Genomic DNA, 22,136 nt, shown 5'->3' with positions numbered 1-22,136 from the left:
AGTTTATGCTTGATAAGCATTTAATCAATGCTAATTTTAAATATATAACAAATCTTTGCTTAATAAAGAAGCCATTATCCTATTCAGCTACAAGTTCATGCTGAAAATACGCATCAAAGCGACAAGCATCGCCTTGCCATTGATGATTTGGCTCTTTTCCGGCCAGAAATACCGCCAGACGCGGACGTTTGACCACGACACGTTTGCCAATTTTCTGTGCCAGTTCCAGAAGATTATCGCCCAGATCCATTTCACCATCTTCAGGCAATAACATATGCAACAGCTGCATCTGTTTTTTGACCTGCGCCTGCTTTTTGACTGCCTGCTGGTTTTGATCCCGCTGTGGAAACATTGGATCAAGATAAACTACATCGACAACTTTATGCTGCTGGGCCTGCTGTTTTAAATAATCGGCTGAATCAGAAAAGACCAAATTAATCCGCGACACGACCTGACTCAGGAATGCATCCGACTGGGCACGTATATGGCTATCTTCAAGCAAGGTGAATAGAACCGGATGCCGTTCAACCAGAGTCACTTGCGCACCTAAATGTGCCATCAACAGACTGTCATGTCCCAGACCCGCAGTCGCATCAACTAAGCTTGGTTTTTCACTTAAATTACAGGCACGTGCAATCATTTCAGATTTCAAAGATGCGCGTTTTAAACGCCTGGTTTCCGCTTGCCAGTCCGGTTGCATCTTCATGCCGTTGGCACATAACCAGAGTCCGTCAGCATCAACACAAAGGGCCAGTTCAGGATTTAAACGGAAAAAACGTGCATTGAGTTTTTCAACAGTTTCAATCTCGACCTGTACCCCACGAGAAGAAAGCACAGCCTCGAAGTGCTGTGCTTTCTCTTGATCGTCAGATTCGGTATATAAGCGAATCGCGCTTACCATAGTTTCCAACCCGTATAGGCAAATAATAAAATTAGCAGACCCGAAGCAATACGATACCAGGCAAAGATCATAAAGTCGCGTTTGGCCACATAAGCGACCAGCGCTCGGATTAATATCAATGCCGAGATAAAGGAAACCAGAAGCCCAACTCCGATCACGGTCCAGTCTTCAGTCGTATTTAAGACATCATAGCTTTGATAAAGATCCAGCAGGCCAGCACCGATAATGACCGGAATACCCAAGAAAAATGAGAATTCAGTCGCTGCCTTACGGGACACACCTAGGAACATTGCACCGATAATGGTTGCGCCTGAACGGGAAGTTCCCGGTATCAAGGATAAAACCTGAATCAGGCCAATCCAGATCGCATCTCTAATGCTGAGTTCTTCAACTTCATGCACACGGACTTGTGGTGGATTCTTTTCAATCCAGATAATGATCAAACCACCGACGATCAAACCAATGGCAATCGCAATATCATTAAACAGTAATTGTTTGACAGTTTGTCCCAAAGTCAGACCAATCAATATAATCGGAATAGAAGCCAGAATCAGGCCAATGCCTAAACGGCGACCTTGCGGTTCACCGCTGACAATCCCGGTCGCTGCACCCCAAAGACGTGCCCAATATTCATAAATAACGGCAGCAATTGCCCCCATCTGGATCGCGATGACAAATACATCACTTTTTTCCTTGGTCCAGAAATTCATTAATTCTGATGCCAAAATCAAATGACCGGTACTGGAAATAGGCAAAAACTCGGTGATGCCTTCGATAATACCCATGATGGCCGCTTTGAGTAGCAGTAAAAGATCCATGCTTTATCCTAATTAATTATGCTTTGCCTTGTTCTGGAATTTTTTTCCACGCGTTATCGCGTAAATATACGGGTAATGCCAATTCTGCACTCACCCAGTTTTCTGCTTGCGCCGCTGCACGTGCAATGCTGGCAATATCCTGTGCGGTCGCATGCACATCTTTATAAATTGAAGTTTCGCTTTGTACCAGTTCAGCACCTGAACCTACCGGGGTAAACCGTACAGCTTGGCTGCCTTCTGCATAACTTAACAGTTGCTCATCATCGACCGGTTGCATAATCCCTTGTGCATCCAGTTGATAGCTTGCGATATAAACTTCGCTCATGCGGGCATCCAATACCGCAGACACTTGCGTGAGGCCGTGTAAACGATAGGCTGCTTGTGCCAAAGCCTGCAAAGTTGACACCGGAATCACCGGCACATCATTTGACCAAGCCAAGGCCTGAGTCACGGCAGCATTAATGCGGACACCGCTAAAAGAACCCGGACCACGACTAAAGGCAATCGCGGTCAAATCAGCAATGGCCAGCCCAAGATCTTGCAGACCTTGTTCAATCATCGGGAGAATCGTTTGCGTTTGTGCCTTGGCGCGCGCATCAAGCTGAAAAAATAGTTCTTGAGTATCATCGATTACAGAAACGGAACACTGCTCATTGGCAGTCTCCAATGCCAGCACTTTCATGCACAACCTTAATTCAGAGAATATAAAAAACGCGGATATGATACTCCACTCATATCCGCTACGCGAGATTTTCCCGAAACAGATACAAAAATGCCTAGAAAATCTAGGCTTATGATTCACTTATTAAAAGAGTGCCTTAGAGTTGCACTTCTTCCAAGTCCTGAAATTTCTGAAAATGCTCGGCATAATGCATGGCACTCATTTTCAGTTTCTGAATGCTGTCCTCATCCAGCGTTTTTACCACTTTACCGGGTGAGCCCATCACCACTGAATTATCTGGAATGATCTTGCCTTCCGGAATCAAGGCATTGGCACCAATAATACAATTCTTGCCAATCACGGCATTGTTTAGAATGACTGCTTGAATCCCGATCAGGCTGTTATCTCCAATGGTACAACCATGTAGCATGGCCTGATGCCCAATCGTTACATAATTACCGATCTGCATCTCAATGCCGGCATCCGTATGCAGCACTGCATTTTCCTGCACATTGCTAAAGTCACCCAATTTAATTTTACTGTTATCTGCGCGCACTATAGCACCGAACCAGACACTGACTTGGCGTCCAAGCTCAACTTGTCCAATCACTGTGGCCGTCGGTGCCACCCAGCCATCCCAGGGCTGATGTATAGCGGTAGGTAAGTGTCCCTGAAATTTGTACAACATTGATAAAATCCTATTCAATGGTTAAAAAAATTTGGAGCGTTTAAACGTTGGAGAATTAAGCAAGAATGGCCAGTCTTTTTTATAATCCAGCCCATATTGAAATAAAGAAATCAACATACGTGCGGTCAAGCCCCAAACCACTTCATTTTCTATCCGCATACTCGGAAAATATAAAGATTGCTGAGCAAAGCGAACTTCATAAGGTGTGGGCGTCACTTCAAGTAAATGCTGCAATGAAGCAAAGAAAATCCGGTCAATTTCCGTCGGTTGTGGAATCAGCTTCACTTGCGGAGGAATCAGTCCCACAATCGGTTTGACCAGCATGCCATTGCGGGCTTTTTGCATGGGTAAATCACCCATTAAATGTACATCAAAAGGATTGAGAGCCGTTTCCTCATAGGCTTCCCTTAAAGCCACCACAATATTACTGGTATCTTGCGGATCGCGCTTGCCACCCGGAAATGAGACTTCTCCGGCATGATTATTCAAATAAGCTGAACGGCGCGTCAGCAATACTTTCGGGTCAGCTTCATCTGTAATTGCAATCAACACGGCAGCATGCGCAGATCGGATACGCTTGGAAAAACGTAAGCGTTGCTGCAACCTTTGTGTCAATTCACATGCATCCATTCTCTCAGCCCTGACGATGATCATAATTTCATCATAGCTGATTTTAGTCGGGGCGGGAGAGAAATGATGCCAAATTTTGCTTTTTCAGTTATCCTGAGCTTACTTTTATCATTGATGATGAATATGAACTTCTGTGTGAATTGTGGACATAAAACCACTGCTAAAATTCCTTTGGGCGATCAGCAAATTCGCAGCGTATGTGATTCATGCGGCTCTATTCATTACATTAATCCTAAAGTGATTTGTGGCGCTTTAGTCTTATTCGAAAACAGAGTACTGTTGTGCCGTCGTGCCATTGAACCGCGCTACGGCTTATGGACGTTACCTGCCGGCTATATGGAACTGTTTGAAACCATGGAGCAAGGGGCTGCCCGGGAAACCCGCGAAGAAGCCGAAGCTGAAGTAGACATTGAACAGCTGTACTGTATGTATAACATTCCGCGTATTGGTCAGATTTATGTGCTATTTAAAGCCAATCTGATTGATGGAAAATTTGGTGCGGGTGAAGAGACCATCGAAACACGTTTATTTGATGAAGTAGATATTCCCTGGACTGAACTTGCCTTCCCGAGTGTAGAACATACCCTCAGACATTATTTTGAAGACCGTAAAAATAATATTTTTCCAATGCATCTGGAAACCTTAGGCACACGTCTAGACCATACCGGTTAAATCTAATATGCATAAAAAATCCCATACCAAGATGGGATTTTTTATTTTTAAGGAATATTATTTAGCTTTGACTTGATAGCAATCCGCGAGTTTGAACTCAACCGAACCACCGTTTAATTTTGCCAGGCTAATATCTGCCGGTGTTTCACCCTCATTGTTATTATTATAAACTTTTTGAAAACTCGCATAGGTATTGGCCCATTGTACCCCATCACCTGCCGAATTCAGGAAAGTTACACGCCCATTCTGGCCGACATTAGTATCTAACACATTAGACAAATTGAGCAGCGCACCACCGATCACAATCGAATCCCTAGAATCTGGTGAAGACTGGATGCGTGAGTCTACCCCTACCAATGCGCCATTGATATTACCAAACTTTTCATTGGCCAAAATCAGGCGCATGGAAACCGCTTTATCAGCCACAAATGCACGTCCCAAAGTCCCGAGGCGATATTGTTGTATGCTTTGATGATCTAAGAGCGTATCTGCCAATACATCACCCTTACAGCCTGCTACCGGATCAGTTGCTAAATTGCTGGAAGATTGCATATTAGTGCGTACATCACCATTACTGTCAATTACGATTCCTAAGGTAATTGGATTGACAGTGGTATCTGTAAATTTAAATTCCAGATTGGCATACATCGGGAAAATGTATTTCTCCCCATCTGCGACGTTCTGCGCTGTTTTAAAGACCTGACGATCCAGATAACTAATTGGGAAAATCTTATAGAGATCAACGCTTCCCGTATAGTTTTCACCATCAGCCTGCAAACGCCACAACCCCAAGTTGGCTTGATCGGAAGTATCCAGCGATTTTTTGTCAGTCACCATCTTATAGAAATCTTCTTTACCCGCGATCACATAATCATTCAATAATCTGCCTTGATACAACTCAAGCGGAGTCGCATTATTTGCAACATTCAAGCGGTAAGGCGTGTTAATGGTTTTACTGGTTGGATGAATCCATGAACTTTGCGGATCAGCGGTCATTTGTACCGGTTTCACCTTACGGATGAGTTGAGCATTAATCCCCCCTAAGGAAGATAAATTTTCTTTAGCCAATGTTAACTGGGTATCACGCCATTGCAGGCCGCTGCCAAAGGTATAGCCCTGGCGATCGGTAATCAGCATAAAATGGCCAAATAAATATTTAGTATTCTTATTCTTAATATCACAAGGGTTTTGATTACAGCCCACCAGTCCATCTGAACCGGTCAGGTTACTTCCAATCACGCCTGAAGTTGAGAATAATGAAAATTCTGGCTGATACACGGCTGCGTTGGCAATCGTCACCAGCTTTTTAACTGTGGCAAAAGCCACCTCATCCGAAATTGTGCTGATATCAACAAAATCTTTAATTTTGGTCGCCAAATCGGCATCCATCAAATTGATATTCTCACTGGTTTTCGCCAGGTCTTTACGCATCTCTTCAGTAATATACAAAGGTTGTACATCAGATGGATTAATAATACGCCCTTCTTCTAGCGCCAAAGCTTGCAGAATTTTAACCAGACGCATAGCCACCTGAACGGTAGGATCATTAGGCACCAAATCCCCTACCGGACGTCGAGCAATCCCAGTTGCGATATCGATGACACTTAAACGCGGCAGCTGGGTCTGGGCACTAAAACTGGCATAATCGCTGAGTTTAATTTGACCTAAATTAATCTTGCGCGAAGCAAAACTTTGAATATAAAACTCAATATTATCTGTCTTTTGACAGGTTCCAGAAGCAACCCCGTTTTTACTATCAAATAACGTAATAAAGGTATTTTCTGTATCGCTACTACAGTTAAAGTTCAAACCATCGAGCGGATATTCTAGCCCCCATTCCACACAGTTAGTTGTACCTGGGGTACAAGTACCATTAGTCGTGGCTTCATCGTTTTTTTCTGGAATGACATTGGCACTTTCCCCACCACACCCACTCAGTGCCATTAAAAGTGTGGTTAAAGCAAATGGAAATAATTTTTTATTTTTCATCTTTTTGTACTCGAATAGTCCTTATCGAATGGCGACTAATTTTAGTTGTCCATGATTTGTCAGCATCTTGTCTTCAACATCTATCGCGGAGGCCAAAGGCGTCAATAATACATATTCAGTTTTTGCCGGAATCTGAAGAACCCCTTCGATACGCTCATGTTGAATAATATTCGCCTGACCTTCCTGATTTTTAAAACCGCCCGCTCCTTCAAGCACACAGCCACGACTGTCTAAAAACACAACAAAAGGCCAATAATACGTTGGATTTTTCTGGCTAGAGGCATAAGAGTTGATCTGAATATTCTGGATATCGGATTGAAGCTTTACCACTTCAAAATCAAATTCGTCTGCTTTAAGAGGTGCACGAGGCCAGAGGTTAACTGCTTTTTTAAGGCTGATTTCTTTCGCTTTTTTAATTTTCTTATCATTAAAACACTGCTTGCCCAAGCTATCGATGGTCTCCGACTGTGAAATACGATAATAACTTTGAGCCAGTACTACAGGACCAGAATCTACTTCTGGCGTTCGAAACAAGGATTTTAATACGGATTGTCCCACCCCTTTTTCACGTTCAATTGTCTGGATCCGGGTAGTTCCAATATTTTTATCTACTACTCCTTCGGGCATGCTATAGAAACGTTTTTTGCCTTCCAAATTAAATTCTTTATTTTCCAGATACTCACTATCCACATATTCAATGCCTTCAACCTGGCTAAATCCCGGTTTGTGTATAGTAGCAACAGAAGATCCAGCTCCAGTATCAGGATTTTGAATAGCTTGAGATTCCGGTTTTAATTGTGGTTTAGACTGAATCTTTTCTTGCGCGGTATGTAATTGTACTGGTTGTACTGGTTGTACTGGTTGTACTGGTTGTACTGGTTGTACTGGTTGTACTGGTTGTACTGGTTGTACAACCATATTATGGTCATGCTTAGGTTTAACTTGCCTATTTTCTACGACGGGCAATTTTTCTATGTTTTGTCTCACAGGTATAGGCTGAACTGCTGCAGCTCCTACTTTTTTCGACAATCGATATTTTTCCTCAGTTTTTTTCTCTGCATTATTACGTGGTACGACTAATGGTCGCCCATCCGGACCAATAATCGTAATAAATTCTTTAGCGCTTGTATAAAAAGACAAGGGGACCAGACTTAATACCAGTACCGTTGTCAATCCTACTTTCCCTGTCTTGATCATTTCTTCCTTACCAACGCGTGCGATAGTTCAAACCTAAAATGGTAATTTTGGTATCTGTTTTTACATTCAAACCTGCATATGGGTTTAATAACAGGTTATTTACCCCGGTCTGGTTGGCTAAACTACTGGTATTTGCTGGAATCTGATCTTTGCTGCGCAAGAAACCAATTGATAGATCCAGATCAGTATCTGCATCAAAACGGTAACCAACACCTAAACCAAATAACTGCGCACCATTGATCGGTACCATCGTATTACGCTTATTTTTCGGAATAGCACTGGTACGTGGCTCATAACCTGCCCGAAGCTTCAAACGGTCTGTAGCGGAATACTCAATCCCGATACCGAAGTTCCACGGCGATTCAAATCCCATCGGTAAGGCCAAGGTTGAGTCTGTAACATTGGCAGACAAAATTTTGGCAATTTTTAAGGCTGAAATAGTCCGATCAAATTCAAATTTAAATTCGTCCCAGACCTTGTAATCTGTCCAGCCAATATCAAAATTCACTTGCAAATCTGGCATCACTTTATATTTGATACCTGCCTGAAAATGCGCCGGATATTCAAAATCCTGCGACACTAGACCAGATTCACTCGATGGTATGTAATTAGGAAATCCAAGAATTGCAGCCAGAATCTGGCCGGTCGGTGAGGTCATTAAACCTTTAATCATTTCCTGAGGAGCTTTGGCATTATCAATATGATATTTACCTTTTAAGCGCATTTTTGCAGCACTTTGGTACACCATACCAAAACTAAAGTCTTCGCGCGGTTCCCACAATATTCCCAGGTTATAACTTGGGCTTAAGTTCTGCTCAAGCTCCAGTTGCATTTGACCAAACTTGCCAAATGGGTTCATCCCCTCATCCGCATTACAGATCCCGAGCAAAAGAATATCTGTAATAATGTCGGAATTTTCTTTAAACGGCGTACACACGACTTCGTCGATCATACGCAACATCCCAATCAACTCATTCGGGAAACGCAAGTCCGTTTTCATCCCGATGGCTTGATAAGACATCCCGATAGAAGCACCAATCGACAGTTGGTCATTGACCTCATAACCGATGGATGGTGACAGATAGGTAATCCGCTCTAAAGCAACCTGCTGTCCCATAAAGTTTGCCGGGTTCCCATCTTCATGACCAAAACCTGCCATGAGAGGAGCATAAACAGCAGTCGCATAAGTGGCTTTCGATCCAGGGGGATTGTATGCGATCCCCATCGTGGGTGCAGTCAAAGGAAGACCTTCGCCTAAATCCACCATTTTTTTCAGAAAAGGAACATACAGGCTGACATATTCCACATCGCCTTTGACTGGGCCTTTAAAATCGGTACACAAATCAGATGAAACTTCAGGACCGTCATTACAGACAATAGGATCATCAGAATAGCCAAATACGTTATATCCGGCCGGTACTGAAAACTCACGCTGGATATCAAAATTAGCCACAATGATTTGCTGTTCGGTTTGCAGACCATCAATTTTAGTCAGTGCAGCCGGGTTAAAGTGGATGGCATTGACCCCTGGAGGATCTGCGGTGACGGCATTCCCCATGGATAGTGCACGTAAATCAACTGAAAGGTTGGTTCCCAATTGTGCAAAGGTATAACTTGAACAGCCCGCAAGAATAATTCCTGTTAATAACGGGCTAAGTCGAATGTTTTTCATACGACACCCCTATTAACTAATTTTTTTACCAAAACCTAAAATATCAAGTGGGAATGACAGTCCCAACGAAACATCCGGTGCATCTTCGGTCAGCCCTAGGCCAACGGTACCATTAACAATTGTTTCTGGAGAAACTCGCACCCCTAAGGAAATTGCAAAGGTAGAACTGGTCTGATCTGCAGCAGAATAACTTTCACCAGTGTTATAGTTAAATTCCGCACCAGTATTAAAGCTTTGCTGATAGGACATGGTCATCGAAACATCATAGTTAAATGAATATGCGAAACCAAAGGCAAAGCCTCCACTAACACCAGGTTCAAACTCCTCAATAATCCGGCTACCTCGACGCTGATTCAGGCCCGATTCTTTAAAACCATAGTTCGCAGAAACCGATGCAAACAATACAACTGGGTCAATGTATTTACGTGTACTAGCACCCACTCCAGCAGAGTAATAGCCCTTTCCTGCTGCCAGATCTGTCGCGGCATTAATTTCATAAGGGCTATCACCGGTTTTAGTTGATAAATTACCAAATAAAATCAGAGGCAGACGACCTGCTTTTAGTGGGAAGGGCTCCCAGCGAGCACCCAGACTAATATCACCCAAGCCTGCCGTAGACGTATCTTTTAACAAGTCAGTTTTAGCCACTAAAGGTAGGGATGCAGTCAAGGTCAGGTTATCTTTCACGCCATATTGGAAAGTGAAAGTATTAGTCATACTATGTGTTGCATTTTCTTGAACACGTAGTTGATACAATTGGCCCTGAGCCATTTCTATATCGAGTTGAGTGTCCCGATAATAGGTATAATCAATATCGTAATATGATGAAATTTCACCTTGTTTTATCAGAGAGTATTGGCGTTCATTTGACGTAAATACTTCTTCCAGATTAGCTGCCTGAGTAGCATCTCCTTCTTGTTGCTGTAAAGCTTGAGATGCATCTACTACCTGGCCAGCCTGAGTCTCTACAGGTGCTGCTGTTTCCACGGCAGCCTCTTCAACTGCTTCATATCCACCTAGTTCCGATTCTTCTGCAGTCTGCGTTTTGACCTGCCCGGTTTGAGCCGGTACAGATGCAGCAGTTTCAACAACAACTTCATCAACCGTTTCGTATTCACCTAGTGCTGGTTCTTCTGCAGCAAATGCAACGCCCATTACCATTTGAATGCTCAGTGCCAAGAACGTCTTGTTCATCCATTTACTGTTCATATCCATTTCACCATTTTAATTTTTATTACTGTTTTTCGTTTTATTTATTCTTGTAATACAGTCTCAGGAAGTTATGTTGATATTCCCCAAATTGTTCTGACTCTGTATTACGATTACGGTCCATACGGATCGTAGAAGCTTTATCAGCAATTTTTTCCATATAAAATTGTGGGTACTGCATGTCAACCAAGGCATAGCGATTGATCGTAGCATCTTCTACATGGCGCATATCTGATTCTTTTAATGCTAGAAAATTTTTGCGATATTGTTCAGGTACATTAATCAGGAACAAAGTATTATTTTCCCAAATATCCTGAAAACGCCGTTCCTCAAAACTGATATTACCAAGTGCCGGATCTGCAACATAAACCCGGCCATTTTTATAACCTTTATAAACTACAAAATGCTTAAATCCCGCATAAGAAATCGGAACAATGGCAGGCTGATCTTGATTGACTAAATCTTTGAACTCTCCTCGATAGCCTCCACTTTCCAACCCTAAAGCTGAAACAAAGCGCTTCATATCAAGCAGAGAAAAACTACGGCGTTCAACAATTTTATCTGTTTCACCGAATTTCATTAGCCCACTCATGACTTGCTGCTCATCCAGCTGCGTACCGACATAACCATTGAGGAGGGTCGTCAGTGCTGCTGAACCACAACTATAATCATAAGCTTGACGTACAATGCCCTGAAACTGATCTAGAAGTGCCGGTTTTACTTCTACAGTTTCACGGTGCATACGCACAAAAGAGTCATTTCTTGAATCAAGAACTTCAGTATAGTGAACAGCCCCATTCGGCTGTTTTTTGATATCCAGAGCTTCTTTGGCAGCGTAATACATCAACGCCGAGCCCAACGCGATCTCTAACATAATTATTAACTTTTCTTATAATGGGCATGATGTGCCTATTTTTCTTTTTATAGAGCATTCACTCTACTTCCCTGTAACTAGAAAGATACCTGCTTTTTCAAAAAAATACAGTATTTTTTTTATTTTTTAGATAAGTGAGATAGTCATAAAAAAGCGCGTGTAAACACGCGCTTTTTTAAAATAAAGATTAGTGACCCGAAATGGTAATAATTGCGCCTTTAGTATAACTACCTTGAGCTTGAGAGTAGAAAGTTTGTAAACCTTGAACTTCCATATCACCAATTGATGATCTTGCTTCACGGTTACCTAAATGAATACCTTTAATGTATTGGTCTTTCGCCCCAGTATCATTACTTACAATACGAACATGCGCTGCCTTACCTAACTGAGCTGTAGTACCTACATAAGCATCGTTATATACAGAAATATTCTGACTAATGGTTAAATTATTAGAATCCGCATCTGCAATTTTGATACTTTCAACAAAAATCTCACCGGCTTCACGTGTAGTCACTGGAGTCGTACCTACAAGCCCCACTGCTTTATTTTTAGACGAGTTATCTAAAATACCTAGGTTTTTAATTTCTAGACCACCTACCATTACACTATTCATCTTGATCATAGCGCCTTGTGGAGCAGCACCCAGTTGAATATTGGCATTTATCACACCAGTTTTAACGTCAAAACCACTAATGATGTCGTTTACAACACCGGCACCACCTCGACGAATCGAATCCGGATCATCTGTACCAGATGCAGTTACACCAATTCGGCCAACTTTGATATCTAGACCCGATACTTGTGCAGCAACATTAATGAAAGGATTACCAGCACCAGCATCCGAATCAATTACCAAGTCAGCAAGGTTACGGGATGCAAGTAAATAGGCACCATTATTGTCATAATTGGCACCGATTACTACACCATGCGTTGCAGTAGTAGGATCAGCAAGAGCAGCAGCATCAGGTGCTGTATCAGTCTTACCACGGATTACGATCGCACCTGCTGTAGAAGTACCTCCGAAACCCGCCTCATTTGCAACACCTTTTGGCGCTAAACCGTCGTTATCATGGATAAATAATTTTTCAATAGCAATTTTCGAGATGCCAATACCAATTGTCAAACCGTCTTGACCCGTTGTTTCGCTTAGAGATGCATCATCCATTGCTTGCATCGCCATCGCATTGGCACTAAATGCAACTGAAGTCGCTAAAACTAATTTTGTAAATTTTTTCATTGTTTACTCTCCCAAGAGTACTATTTTTTTTGGTTGTGAATTACTCAGTGTTTAGGCTGTATTTTTTATTTTCTGACAGCTTAAGCATCTTTCCTTGAGTAATTTGCTAGCCCACTTAAATTAGCGTCGAGTCAAATTTTGATCAACTGTTGTTGGTCGCAATCTGTCGCTTACCGATAAACGGTATTTCATGATTTAAAAATATTTTCCTGGCGTCTTGATATAAAATAGTAAGTCATATCGAACTCTCCATAACTGAATGACCGAAGCTCTCTATCATCGTCCCTTAAAGTTTGAATCACGTCTGGTTACAGATCTATTATCCGCATTGAAGACATTGAATCATCTAGTGTATTTAAATAATAATGGTCGGCCTTTTATTGCCTGCTGCGCTCAAGAATATTTTGTTGCGCAGACATCACAAATTCAGTCTTTTAAAAGAATAGGGATTGAACAGTATCAACCCAGCCCATCTGAATTTAATTTAGTGATTAATGCATTAAAAACTCCTCAAGAGAATGGCTTTCATGGAGGCTATGTTGGCTTTATCGGCTACGATTATGCGGCTCAACAATATATTCAGTATCCAGACCGTCCTCAACCTGGTTTATTTATTGGTCAATTTCCTTCCTACATTAAACCAATCTCTGATGGCTGGATGTTCTATAGTGATGATCCACAGGCAGAACAAATTTTCAATCATATTCAGAACTTACTTAATCAAGATAAAATTCACTCGACATTTCATTTAAAAAATCCTTGTATCTCACGCTGGACTAAATCTGTTTATACTCAGGCTTTTCAGAAAATTCAGGACTATATTGTTGCAGGTGACTGCTATCAGATTAATCTGACCCAAGAGTTTAAAGGTCGTGCCCAAGGCTCCCTCTTAGCAACTGCCCAAGCATTCTGGACATTAACCGAAGCGCCCTATGCCGGTTATTTGCGTATTGGTGATTTTGAATTACTCAGCTGCTCACCCGAGTTATTTATTGACTTCGAAAAAAATCGGAAAATTATCACCAAACCAATTAAAGGCACCATGCCACGCTATACAGATCCAGTGCTGGATGAACAATCTAAACAAACCTTAAAAGCATCGGAAAAAGATCAAGCAGAAAATGTCATGATTGTGGATTTATTACGTAATGATTTAAGTGTTTATGCAGAAACAGGCTCGGTTAAAACCCCCAAATTATTTAATATCGAAAGTTTTAATCAAGTGCATCATATGGTGAGCGAAGTAGAAGCGACCTTAAAAGCAGGTGTGAATCCTTTCGAGGTATTAATGTCAGCCCTACCAGGTGGCTCAATTACGGGCGCACCTAAAATCCGGGCCATGCAGATTATTGCTGAATTGGAAGGTGCAGCACGTGGTGCTTATTGCGGTTCAATGGGTTATTTTAATTTTGATGGTACCGGTTCCTGGAACATTCTGATTCGTTCTATTCAGAAATATCAAGAAGATGTTTCTTTATGGGCCGGTGGTGGCATTACCATTTCTTCGGATTGTAATGCGGAATATCAGGAATGTTTTGATAAAGTTTCAGCGATGCTGGATCTGTTAAATACCTGGTATCAGCCTGAATAAATAAAAAAGCGAATCATTTGATTCGCTTTTTTCTACAAATCCACCCTAACCTTCCTTTACTCAAAGAGGGAACTCCTCCCTTTTCAAAGAGAAGCTAGGAGGGATTTTAATCACACCAAAATCTCATTTTTTAGCGTATCGACTAAACGCTGATTTTGCTCATCTGTACCAATGGTAATTCTTAAGAACTGGTTAATACGTGGCTTGTTAAAATAACGCACGATAATGCCACGTTCACGCAACTCACTTGCAAGTTCGCCTGCATCTTTAGATGGCAATGAGGCAAAAATAAAGTTGGCACTCGATGGTAAAATTTTAAAACCAAGCTCATTTAGTTGAAACACCAACTTTTCACGGCTGGCAATAACTTTCTGATTCTGTGCTTCAAAGTAGGCCTGATCTTCAAATGAAGCGACCGCTGCAGCAATCGCAAAACGGTCCATCGGATAAGAGTTAAAGCTGTTTTTGACTGCTTCAAGTGCTGCAATCAAATGTGGCTGAGCAATCGCAAAACCCACTCGCAGACCAGCAAGAGAACGTGACTTCGATGTGGTTTGACATACCACTAAATTTTCATATTTCTCAACCAGCTTGACTGCTGATTCTGCACCAAAATCCACATATGCTTCATCAAGCATCACCACTGAATCCGGATTGGCTTGTAGGATTTCCTCAATGGCTGCCAAGCCCAATTCAATACTGGTCGGCGCATTAGGATTAGTAATAATAATGCCGCCATTAGCTTGTTTATAGTCATCCACAACAATTTCAAAGTCATCATTCAATGGCAAGATTTTGGTTCTGATGCCAAAAAACTGACTATAAACTGGATAGAAACTATAGGTAATATCTGGATAAAGTACAGGCTGTTCTTGAACAAAAAATGCTTTAAAGATATGTGCCAAGACTTCATCTGAGCCATTGCCGACAAAGACAGTGTCTACAGGTACATTTTGTTGTTTAGCGATCGCCTGTTTCAACTCTGATGCATCAGGGTCTGGATACAAACGCAAAACATCTGCCGAATTCGCAAGTACCTTTTGAACCGCTTCTACCACTTTGGGTGAAGGTGGATACGGATTTTCATTGGTATTAAGTTTTAAAATATTCTGGATTTTTGGTTGTTCGCCTGGGGTATACGGTTCTAATTCACGTACTTCAGGACTCCAAAAACGCATTTGTTCTGTTGTGATATTCATTTTATATTCTCTTTAAACCCTCTCCTAACCTCTCCCTGAGCCATATATGGCGCAAGAGAGGAATTTTCATTAATAAAGACACAAGATTTTTGTGGTTTAAATTCTCCTCTCCTTTTAGGAGAGGGTCAGGGAGAGGTTGTAATGCTATTTATGATTGATAACGATAACGTGCTGACTGTGCATGTGCATCCAAGTTCTCTTGTTGCGCCAAGATATCCGCAGTTTTTGCTAAAGTTTTTACACCTTCTTGTGAGCACATGATCAAACTTGAACGCTTCTGGAAATCATAGACACCAAGTGGCGATGAAAAACGCGCAGTACCTGAAGTTGGCAAGACATGGTTTGGCCCGGCACAGTAATCACCAATGGCTTCAGGCGTATAACGACCCATAAAGATTGCACCTGCATGACGAATGCTATCAGACATTGCTTCTGCATCATCTAAACATAACATCAAATGCTCAGGCGCTACCTGATTAATCAAATCTGACGCTTCTTGACGGTCTTTTACCAAGACTAAAGCACCACGATTGGCAATCGAAGTACGGGCAATTTCCGCCTTCGGTAATGTTGCCAAGTGCATTTCAATCGCCTGCTCAACGGCATTTAGCAACTGTTCATCTGGTGTGATGAAAATGGCTTGTGCCACAGTGTCATGCTCAGCTTGCGAAAGTAAATCCATGGCCAGCCATTCAGCGTTATTTTGGCCTTCGGCATATACCAAAATTTCAGAAGGCCCTGCAATCATGTCGATACCGACCTGACCAAACACCGCACGTTTTGCCGCAGCAACAAAACGGTTGCCTGGGCCAGTAATTTTATCTACTGCTGGGACAGTTTCTGTACCATAAGCCAATGCCGCAACTGCTTGCGCGCCACCAATCGTAAAGACACGCGTTACACCTGCCAGATATGCAGCCGCCAGTACCAATGGATTTAACTCACCATTCGGCGCAGGCACCACCATAATAATTTCCGGCACACCTGCGACATGTGCAGGCACCGCATTCATCAATACTGAAGATGGATAAGACGCCAGACCACCCGGCACATAAATCCCAACACGATCCAGTGGAGTGACTTTCTGACCAAGCGTATTTCCTAAAGCATCGACATAGGTCCAGCCGTCCTGTTTTTGTGCCTGGTGAAACTCGCGCACGCGTGCTGCAGCAAGCTCTAAAGCTTCGCGCACTTCAGTCGTCAAACCCTCGAAGGCAGCTTGCAGTTGCTCTTGGCTTAACTCTAAATCTGAAAATTGATGCGCCGGATGTCGATCGAACTGTTGAGTGAGTTTAAGAACTTGAGCATCACCATGCTGACGAACATCAGCAATAATTTGATCTACAGTTTTTAAAAGTTCAGGATCATTAACAGTTTCAAAAGCCAACAAGTCAGCAAATGCTTGCTTGAAGTTTTGATCTTGGGTCGATAAACGTCGCATCAATTTACCCACAAGGTTGATATGGAAAAGATTAGTTTACCTGTTTTAACAGGCTTTGTGGTTATCTATCTACTTTCTTGAGCATGAGTTTTATTGGAAATAGCTTTCGGCAAAATTGATGATTTCTCTAAAATATCAATAAATTTCAAGATATAAAAAAACCGCCCCCTATGGACGGTCTTTTAGAACAATGAAAAATTAAGCTTTTTTCGCTTGCTCACGTGCTTCAACCGCTTGTTCAAGCTGTGCCAAAATTGGATTTAACAACACTTGTTTACGTTTAAAGCTGGCTTTATTGACGATCAAACGTGAAGATACTTTACAGATCTCTTCCAGTGGCTCTAGGCCGTTAGCACGAAGGGTATTACCCGTATCGACAACGTCAACGATATAATCACCCAGGCCCACAAGCGGTGCAAGTTCCATAGAACCATAAAGCTTGATCACATCAACCTGCTCACCTAGGCTTGCATAATATTGACGGGTTAAATTCACATACTTAGTCGCAATTTTAAGACGGCCTTTCGGACGTTCCATGCCAACCTTGCCTGCTGTCATCAATTTGCAGTTGGCAATTTTTAGATCTAATGGCTCATAGACATTTTGCGCGCCATGCTCCATCAACACATCTTTACCTGCCACACCGATGTCTGCTGCGCCATTTTCAACATAGGTTGGCACATCAGAAGCACGTAAAATCAGAATACGAACTTGTTTATGGGTCGTCGGGAAAATCAGCTTTCGCGACTTATCCGGGTCTTCCAGCAGGTTAATACCTGCCGTTTCAAGTAACGGTAGAGTTTCTTTTAAAATACGGCCCTTACTTAATGCTAAAGTTAAACCATGATCAAAATTGCCCATTACGTCAAAGTTTGGATCATCGTTTCTCATATCGCTCATTAACTTACTCGCTTAATTTGGGCACCTAAACCTTGTAACTTCGCTTCGACATCTTCATAACCGCGGTCAATATGATAGATACGGTCAATCACTGTTTCCCCTTCAGCGGCAAGCGCTGCCAGTACCAAAGAGAATGAAGCGCGTAAATCTGTCGCCATCACCGGTGCTGCAGAAAGTTTTTCCACACCCGTCACCACAGCATCATTACCTTCAACCTGAATATTCGCCCCCATACGAGCTAACTCAGGAACATGCATGAAACGGTTTTCAAAAATCGTTTCGGAAATTGTCGCAAAACCGCGGCCAATTGCATTCACTGCCATTAGCTGAGCCTGCATATCTGTTGGAAATTCTGGATGCGGCAAAGTACGGAAGCTAACTGCTTTCGGACGTTTACCCATCATATCCAGTTCAATCCAGTCGTCACCACGTGTAACTTCTGCACCCATTTCTTCAAATTTTTCCAATACTGATTCAAGCAGGTTTGGATCTGTATTCGTTGTTTTTACTTTACCACCAGTAATTGCAGCAGCAGCTAAATATGAACCAGTTTCAATACGGTCAGCAACCACAGCATATTCACAGCCATGCAGGTTTTCAACACCAGTGACAATCAGCGTATCTGTGTCTAAACCTTCAATCTTGGCACCCATTTTAATCAGCATTTGCGCAAGATCGGTAATTTCAGGTTCACGTGCTGCATTACGGATTGTCGTTACGCCATCTGCCAGCACAGCCGCCATCAGAATATTTTCGGTACCACCCACAGTCACCATGTCAAAGACAACTTCGCCACCTTTCAGACGACCATCAACTTTGGCATGGACATAACCAGCTTCCACCTGAATTTCAGCACCAAGCGCTTCCAAAGCTTTTAAATGCTGATCAACAGGACGAGAACCAATCGCACAACCGCCAGGTAAAGACACCTGTGCACTACCGTAGCGCGCCAGCAATGGACCAAGCACCAAAATGGATGCACGCATAGTTTTTACTAACTCATATGGTGCAAACTGGTTATCCAGGGTTGAAGTATCCGCAACCACAGTATCACCTTCATATTTCATGGTGATCCCGAGACCGGCAATAAGTTTAACCAATGTATTTACATCTTTCAGATTAGGCACATTGGTCAAGGTAATGGGAGTATCTGCAAGAATCATTGCAGCCAGTAGTGGAAGTGCTGCGTTTTTCGCACCGGAAATACGCACTTCACCTTCGAGCTTATTGCCGCCCTGAATTAAAAATTTATCCATTAATCTATTAAGCTCCAAATAAGCTTGCTTTGCGCCATTCTTCTTTGGTCATTGCGCGAATTGTTACGGCATGGACTTCACCACTGGCGATATAAGAATTGAGAGGAGCATAAACAGCTTGTTGTCGAGCAACTGGTCGCTTACCATCGAATTGATCATCCACAATACGGAGATCATATTTGCCGCCCTGACCACTCACAGCAATGTCAGCCTCTGGGAACGCGGCTTTTAAGATTTCAGCGAGCTGTTCATTATTCATCACAAGACCTCTTATAGGACTAAGGGTGTAAAACGGATCATTTTACTATAAATAAAAAAAATAATTCATTAGTCACATACATTATATATATAAAAAAAGAGGCTTTTAAAAACCTCTTTTTCCATTCTGCCCGATTATAAAGCCAATGGCTGATAATTCAGGTTCATTTTTCGATATCGATCAATTTGTTTTTTTAATTTTTCTGTCAAAAGCTTGATCGAGGTATACATATCATCGGCATTGGCATGCGCAAAAAATTCGATTCCCGGTAATCTGATAATCGCTTCCGCAATATGATTACTGCTTCCTTTTTTAGAGCGCTTATCAATCTGATGATCTTTTGAAAGTTTAACCTGCATACTGTTCACTTGATCCAGATGTTTAGTCATCTGCTTGAACTTTGTTTTTATAGTATCTTCAATTGCTGGCGTAATAGATAAATGATGTCCACGAATTGTTATTTGCATAGTTCTATCCCTCAACTTCGTTAGGATTAGACGAGTCACAGTCAAATGATTCGATGACAATAACCAATGCAAGGTTACAGTTCAGAAATTGGATCAAATCATTTTACGGTTCCTCAAAAGAAAAAGAGATTCATCATAGTGTCATGATGAATCTCTAGAATAGTCAGATTTTAAAACTTAGATCAAGACCTTTCGTTCAGAAGATGAAGGAATATGTAACGATTCACGATATTTAGCGACTGTACGTCTTGCTACATCAATACCTTCCTCTTTTAACATATTGGCAATTGCATTATCCGACAATGGCTTACGTATATTTTCCTCAGAAATCAATTTCTTAATCTTGGCACGAATTGCAGTTGAAGATGCTTCCCCACCCGAAGTCGTACCGACATGACTGGAAAAGAAATATTTCAATTCAAAAAGACCACGCGGTGTCAGCATGTATTTGTTGGTGGTGACACGAGAAACCGTTGATTCATGGAGTTCCACTTCTTCAGCAATGTCACGTAATACTAGAGGTTTCATCCCTTCAGCACCAATTTCCAGGAAAGCTTTTTGATGTTCAACAATACAAGTGGCTACTTTCAATAAAGTCTTATGTCGTTCATCAATACTCTTAATGAAATTTTTGGCTTCCAGCATCTGATTTCTTAAATACTGGTTGTCATCACTTTGATCCGCACGACGAATCATATTGGCATAAAACGAATTCACACGTAGTTTTGGCATCACGTCAGGATTCAACATTACTTGCCAGCAGTCATTCTTTTTCAACACGACAACATCGGGCACCTGATAATCAGATTCACGATCTTCAAATTCCAGACCAGGATGTGGCTTTAAGGTTTTAAGTAAATCTACTGCACAGCGCAACTGCTCTGGATTCAAACCAGTTTGCTTAATCAGCCGAGGTAATTCATTGGTAATGAGTAGTTCATAATGCTGTAGCAGCTTGATTGCATCATTACGACAAGGTGTGGAAGCGGGCAAATTATCCAGCTGAACCATCAGGCATTCAGCCAAATTGCGCGAACCGACACCAATAGGCTCTAATCGTTGAATATGTTTGAGTACTACAAGGACTTCATCATCTTCAATTTCCTCCTCATAGCCCATGCTTTGTAACAAGTGTTGAACTGAGGTGGTAATTTCCGAAATTTCGACTTCAAGAAAGCCCTTATCGTCCAGAGAATCGATAATGCAATGCGCAATCAACTTATCAATTTTAGAAAAATGTAGCAGATTTACCTGTTCAATCAGATGTTGCTGCAGACTTAAATGTCCCTGCCGATTATCCTCACGTTCTTCGTATTCAGCTGCACCTAAACTAGTGGGCTGATGGGTATATACATCATCCCAATCAGTATCCACAGGCAAATCATCAGGCAAATGATCTGCATTCAATTCATTGGTTAAGTCTTTTTGGTCATGCTCAACTTCAGAAGTAGATAAACTTTCTAAATTTGATTGTTCTTCAACTTTTTCCAGCAAAGGATTACTATCTAGCTGTAACTGAATTTCCTGTTCAAGTTCCAGACTCGACAGTTGCAATAATCGAATTGCTTGCTGTAATTGTGGAGTTAATGACAGCGAGTTCGCAACTTTTAAGCCCACTGATAATTTCATTGTTACCCTTCATTATTCAAACCGCGCTTTATAAGCAATTTTTATGCCGCTTTATTTTTTTATAACATAGATTTGTTAAATTACATACAATTCCTTGTATTTTTTATGCACTATTTAAGCTATTTATTTTAAACATTAATATTAATTAGTATCTTATTTTTATCAAATGATCTTATTTGCTTTTAAAAATTGGAAATAAATTAAAAAATTACATAAAAAAACACCCCCTGTCATTTGACAGGGGGTGTTTAGAATAATGAGCTGGCGATGACTTACTCTCACATGGGAAACCCCACACTACCATCAGCGCTAAGAGGTTTCACTTCTGAGTTCGGGAAGGGATCAGGTGGTTCACTCTTGCTATGGTCGCCAGCACAACTGGTATGACTTTGCGTTTGGTCTTATTTAGATGCCAATGCTTGGTCAAATCTTGCACTTGTTCAAAACAGTGTTTTGAACATCGTTCATTAATAGAAATATTTGAGTTGCAGTAGTTTGATCATTAGCGTTCACTAAATCAAGTTTTTGTTTGATCATTAGATCAATATGAAATCAATTGATCCTCACTTCTTTCGAAGTTCGTACAACAACTGTTTGGGTGTTGTATAGTCAAGCCTCACGAGCAATTAGTATTGGTCAGCTTCACATATCGCTATGCTTCCACATCCAACCTATCAACGTCGTAGTCTTCAACGGCTCTTTAGGTGACATAAAGTCACAGGGAAATCTTATCTTGAGGTAGGCTTCCCGCTTAGATGCTTTCAGCGGTTATCCCTTCCGAACATAGCTACCCGGCGATGCGACTGGCGTCACAACCGGTACACCAGAGGTTCGTCCACTCTGGTC

The 22,136-nt window shown here is 41.8% G+C and carries 20 protein-coding genes and 2 rRNA genes; 2 read left to right on the top strand and 20 right to left on the bottom strand.

Annotated elements, in window-relative coordinates:
- Positions 1–79: 79 nt before the first annotated feature.
- From FTV42_RS08560 to FTV42_RS08540, 5 genes are all read right to left on the bottom strand, one after another.
- Positions 80–901, bottom strand: a complete 822-nt coding sequence (locus FTV42_RS08560; RefSeq protein ID WP_218946969.1) for a class I SAM-dependent methyltransferase — start codon at positions 899–901, stop codon at positions 80–82.
- Positions 895–1,719 (bottom strand): undecaprenyl-diphosphate phosphatase, encoded by an 825-nt coding sequence (locus tag FTV42_RS08555; protein WP_004279167.1) that lies wholly within the window; start codon positions 1,717–1,719, stop codon positions 895–897. The genes FTV42_RS08560 and FTV42_RS08555 overlap by 7 nt, the downstream gene beginning before the upstream one ends.
- 16 nt (positions 1,720–1,735) lie before the next feature.
- Positions 1,736–2,401, bottom strand: coding sequence for a tRNA (adenosine(37)-N6)-threonylcarbamoyltransferase complex dimerization subunit type 1 TsaB (gene tsaB, locus FTV42_RS08550; protein ID WP_180038494.1), 666 nt, complete (start codon positions 2,399–2,401; stop codon positions 1,736–1,738).
- A 136-nt stretch (positions 2,402–2,537) separates the two neighbouring features.
- Complete coding sequence (locus tag FTV42_RS08545; protein ID WP_180038541.1) at positions 2,538–3,065, bottom strand: gamma carbonic anhydrase family protein; 528 nt, start codon at positions 3,063–3,065, stop codon at positions 2,538–2,540.
- Between the two features lie 24 nt (positions 3,066–3,089).
- Positions 3,090–3,698, bottom strand: coding sequence for a CoA pyrophosphatase (locus FTV42_RS08540; RefSeq protein ID WP_180038493.1), 609 nt, complete (start codon positions 3,696–3,698; stop codon positions 3,090–3,092).
- A gap of 123 nt (positions 3,699–3,821) precedes the next feature.
- Between FTV42_RS08540 and FTV42_RS08535 the strand changes: the two genes are divergently transcribed.
- Positions 3,822–4,370: an NUDIX hydrolase gene (locus FTV42_RS08535; RefSeq protein WP_180038540.1), complete on the top strand. Its 549-nt coding sequence runs from the start codon at positions 3,822–3,824 to the stop codon at positions 4,368–4,370.
- Between the two features lie 57 nt (positions 4,371–4,427).
- Here FTV42_RS08535 and FTV42_RS08530 read toward each other — a convergent pair whose 3' ends face one another.
- From FTV42_RS08530 to FTV42_RS08505, 6 genes are all read right to left on the bottom strand, one after another.
- Positions 4,428–6,359 carry a hypothetical protein gene (locus FTV42_RS08530; RefSeq protein ID WP_180038492.1) on the bottom strand — a complete coding sequence of 644 codons (1,932 nt, stop codon included), beginning with the start codon at positions 6,357–6,359 and terminating at the stop codon, positions 4,428–4,430.
- Positions 6,360–6,380: 21 nt separating this feature from the next.
- Complete coding sequence (gene filE, locus FTV42_RS08525) at positions 6,381–7,556, bottom strand: putative pilus assembly protein FilE (RefSeq protein ID WP_180038491.1); 1,176 nt, start codon at positions 7,554–7,556, stop codon at positions 6,381–6,383.
- Positions 7,557–7,563: 7 nt separating this feature from the next.
- Complete coding sequence (locus FTV42_RS08520) at positions 7,564–9,228, bottom strand: OmpP1/FadL family transporter (protein WP_180038490.1); 1,665 nt, start codon at positions 9,226–9,228, stop codon at positions 7,564–7,566.
- Between the two features lie 12 nt (positions 9,229–9,240).
- Positions 9,241–10,443, bottom strand: a complete 1,203-nt coding sequence (locus tag FTV42_RS08515) for a hypothetical protein (RefSeq protein WP_180038489.1) — start codon at positions 10,441–10,443, stop codon at positions 9,241–9,243.
- A gap of 34 nt (positions 10,444–10,477) precedes the next feature.
- Positions 10,478–11,311: a C39 family peptidase gene (locus FTV42_RS08510; protein WP_180038488.1), complete on the bottom strand. Its 834-nt coding sequence runs from the start codon at positions 11,309–11,311 to the stop codon at positions 10,478–10,480.
- Positions 11,312–11,498: 187 nt separating this feature from the next.
- Positions 11,499–12,548, bottom strand: a complete 1,050-nt coding sequence (locus FTV42_RS08505; RefSeq protein ID WP_180038487.1) for a DUF6160 family protein — start codon at positions 12,546–12,548, stop codon at positions 11,499–11,501.
- Between the two features lie 259 nt (positions 12,549–12,807).
- Here FTV42_RS08505 and FTV42_RS08500 point away from each other — a divergent pair, with 259 nt between their 5' ends.
- Complete coding sequence (locus FTV42_RS08500; protein ID WP_180038486.1) at positions 12,808–14,139, top strand: anthranilate synthase component I family protein; 1,332 nt, start codon at positions 12,808–12,810, stop codon at positions 14,137–14,139.
- Between the two features lie 110 nt (positions 14,140–14,249).
- Here the strand turns inward: FTV42_RS08500 and hisC are convergent, their stop codons facing one another.
- The 9 genes from hisC to FTV42_RS08455 all read right to left on the bottom strand — a co-directional run.
- Positions 14,250–15,338 (bottom strand): histidinol-phosphate transaminase, encoded by a 1,089-nt coding sequence (gene hisC / locus FTV42_RS08495; RefSeq protein ID WP_114541361.1) that lies wholly within the window; start codon positions 15,336–15,338, stop codon positions 14,250–14,252.
- A gap of 148 nt (positions 15,339–15,486) precedes the next feature.
- Positions 15,487–16,791 (bottom strand): histidinol dehydrogenase, encoded by a 1,305-nt coding sequence (gene hisD / locus FTV42_RS08490; protein ID WP_180038485.1) that lies wholly within the window; start codon positions 16,789–16,791, stop codon positions 15,487–15,489.
- Positions 16,792–16,977: 186 nt separating this feature from the next.
- A complete protein-coding gene (gene hisG, locus FTV42_RS08485; protein WP_004814462.1) occupies positions 16,978–17,679 on the bottom strand; it encodes an ATP phosphoribosyltransferase in 702 nt (233 codons plus the stop codon).
- The gene (murA, locus tag FTV42_RS08480; RefSeq protein ID WP_180038484.1) at positions 17,679–18,935 is read right to left on the bottom strand and encodes a UDP-N-acetylglucosamine 1-carboxyvinyltransferase; all 1,257 of its coding nucleotides are present in this window, start codon (positions 18,933–18,935) and stop codon (positions 17,679–17,681) included. Before murA ends, hisG begins: the two co-directional genes overlap by 1 nt.
- A gap of 7 nt (positions 18,936–18,942) precedes the next feature.
- Positions 18,943–19,194 carry a BolA family iron metabolism protein IbaG gene (ibaG, locus tag FTV42_RS08475; protein WP_004814457.1) on the bottom strand — a complete coding sequence of 84 codons (252 nt, stop codon included), beginning with the start codon at positions 19,192–19,194 and terminating at the stop codon, positions 18,943–18,945.
- A 134-nt stretch (positions 19,195–19,328) separates the two neighbouring features.
- The gene (gene hpf, locus FTV42_RS08470; protein ID WP_180038483.1) at positions 19,329–19,661 is read right to left on the bottom strand and encodes a ribosome hibernation-promoting factor, HPF/YfiA family; all 333 of its coding nucleotides are present in this window, start codon (positions 19,659–19,661) and stop codon (positions 19,329–19,331) included.
- Between the two features lie 177 nt (positions 19,662–19,838).
- Complete coding sequence (locus FTV42_RS08465; protein WP_180038482.1) at positions 19,839–21,290, bottom strand: RNA polymerase factor sigma-54; 1,452 nt, start codon at positions 21,288–21,290, stop codon at positions 19,839–19,841.
- A 259-nt stretch (positions 21,291–21,549) separates the two neighbouring features.
- Positions 21,550–21,664: ribosomal RNA gene (rrf, locus tag FTV42_RS08460) — 5S ribosomal RNA — on the bottom strand.
- A 231-nt stretch (positions 21,665–21,895) separates the two neighbouring features.
- Positions 21,896–22,136, bottom strand: a 23S ribosomal RNA gene (locus FTV42_RS08455); the annotation flags it as partial.

It is taken from the genome of Acinetobacter sp. YH16052, from assembly GCF_013417155.1.
Classification (GTDB): domain Bacteria; phylum Pseudomonadota; class Gammaproteobacteria; order Pseudomonadales; family Moraxellaceae; genus Acinetobacter.
This window is presented reverse-complemented; position numbering and strand designations above follow the sequence as displayed.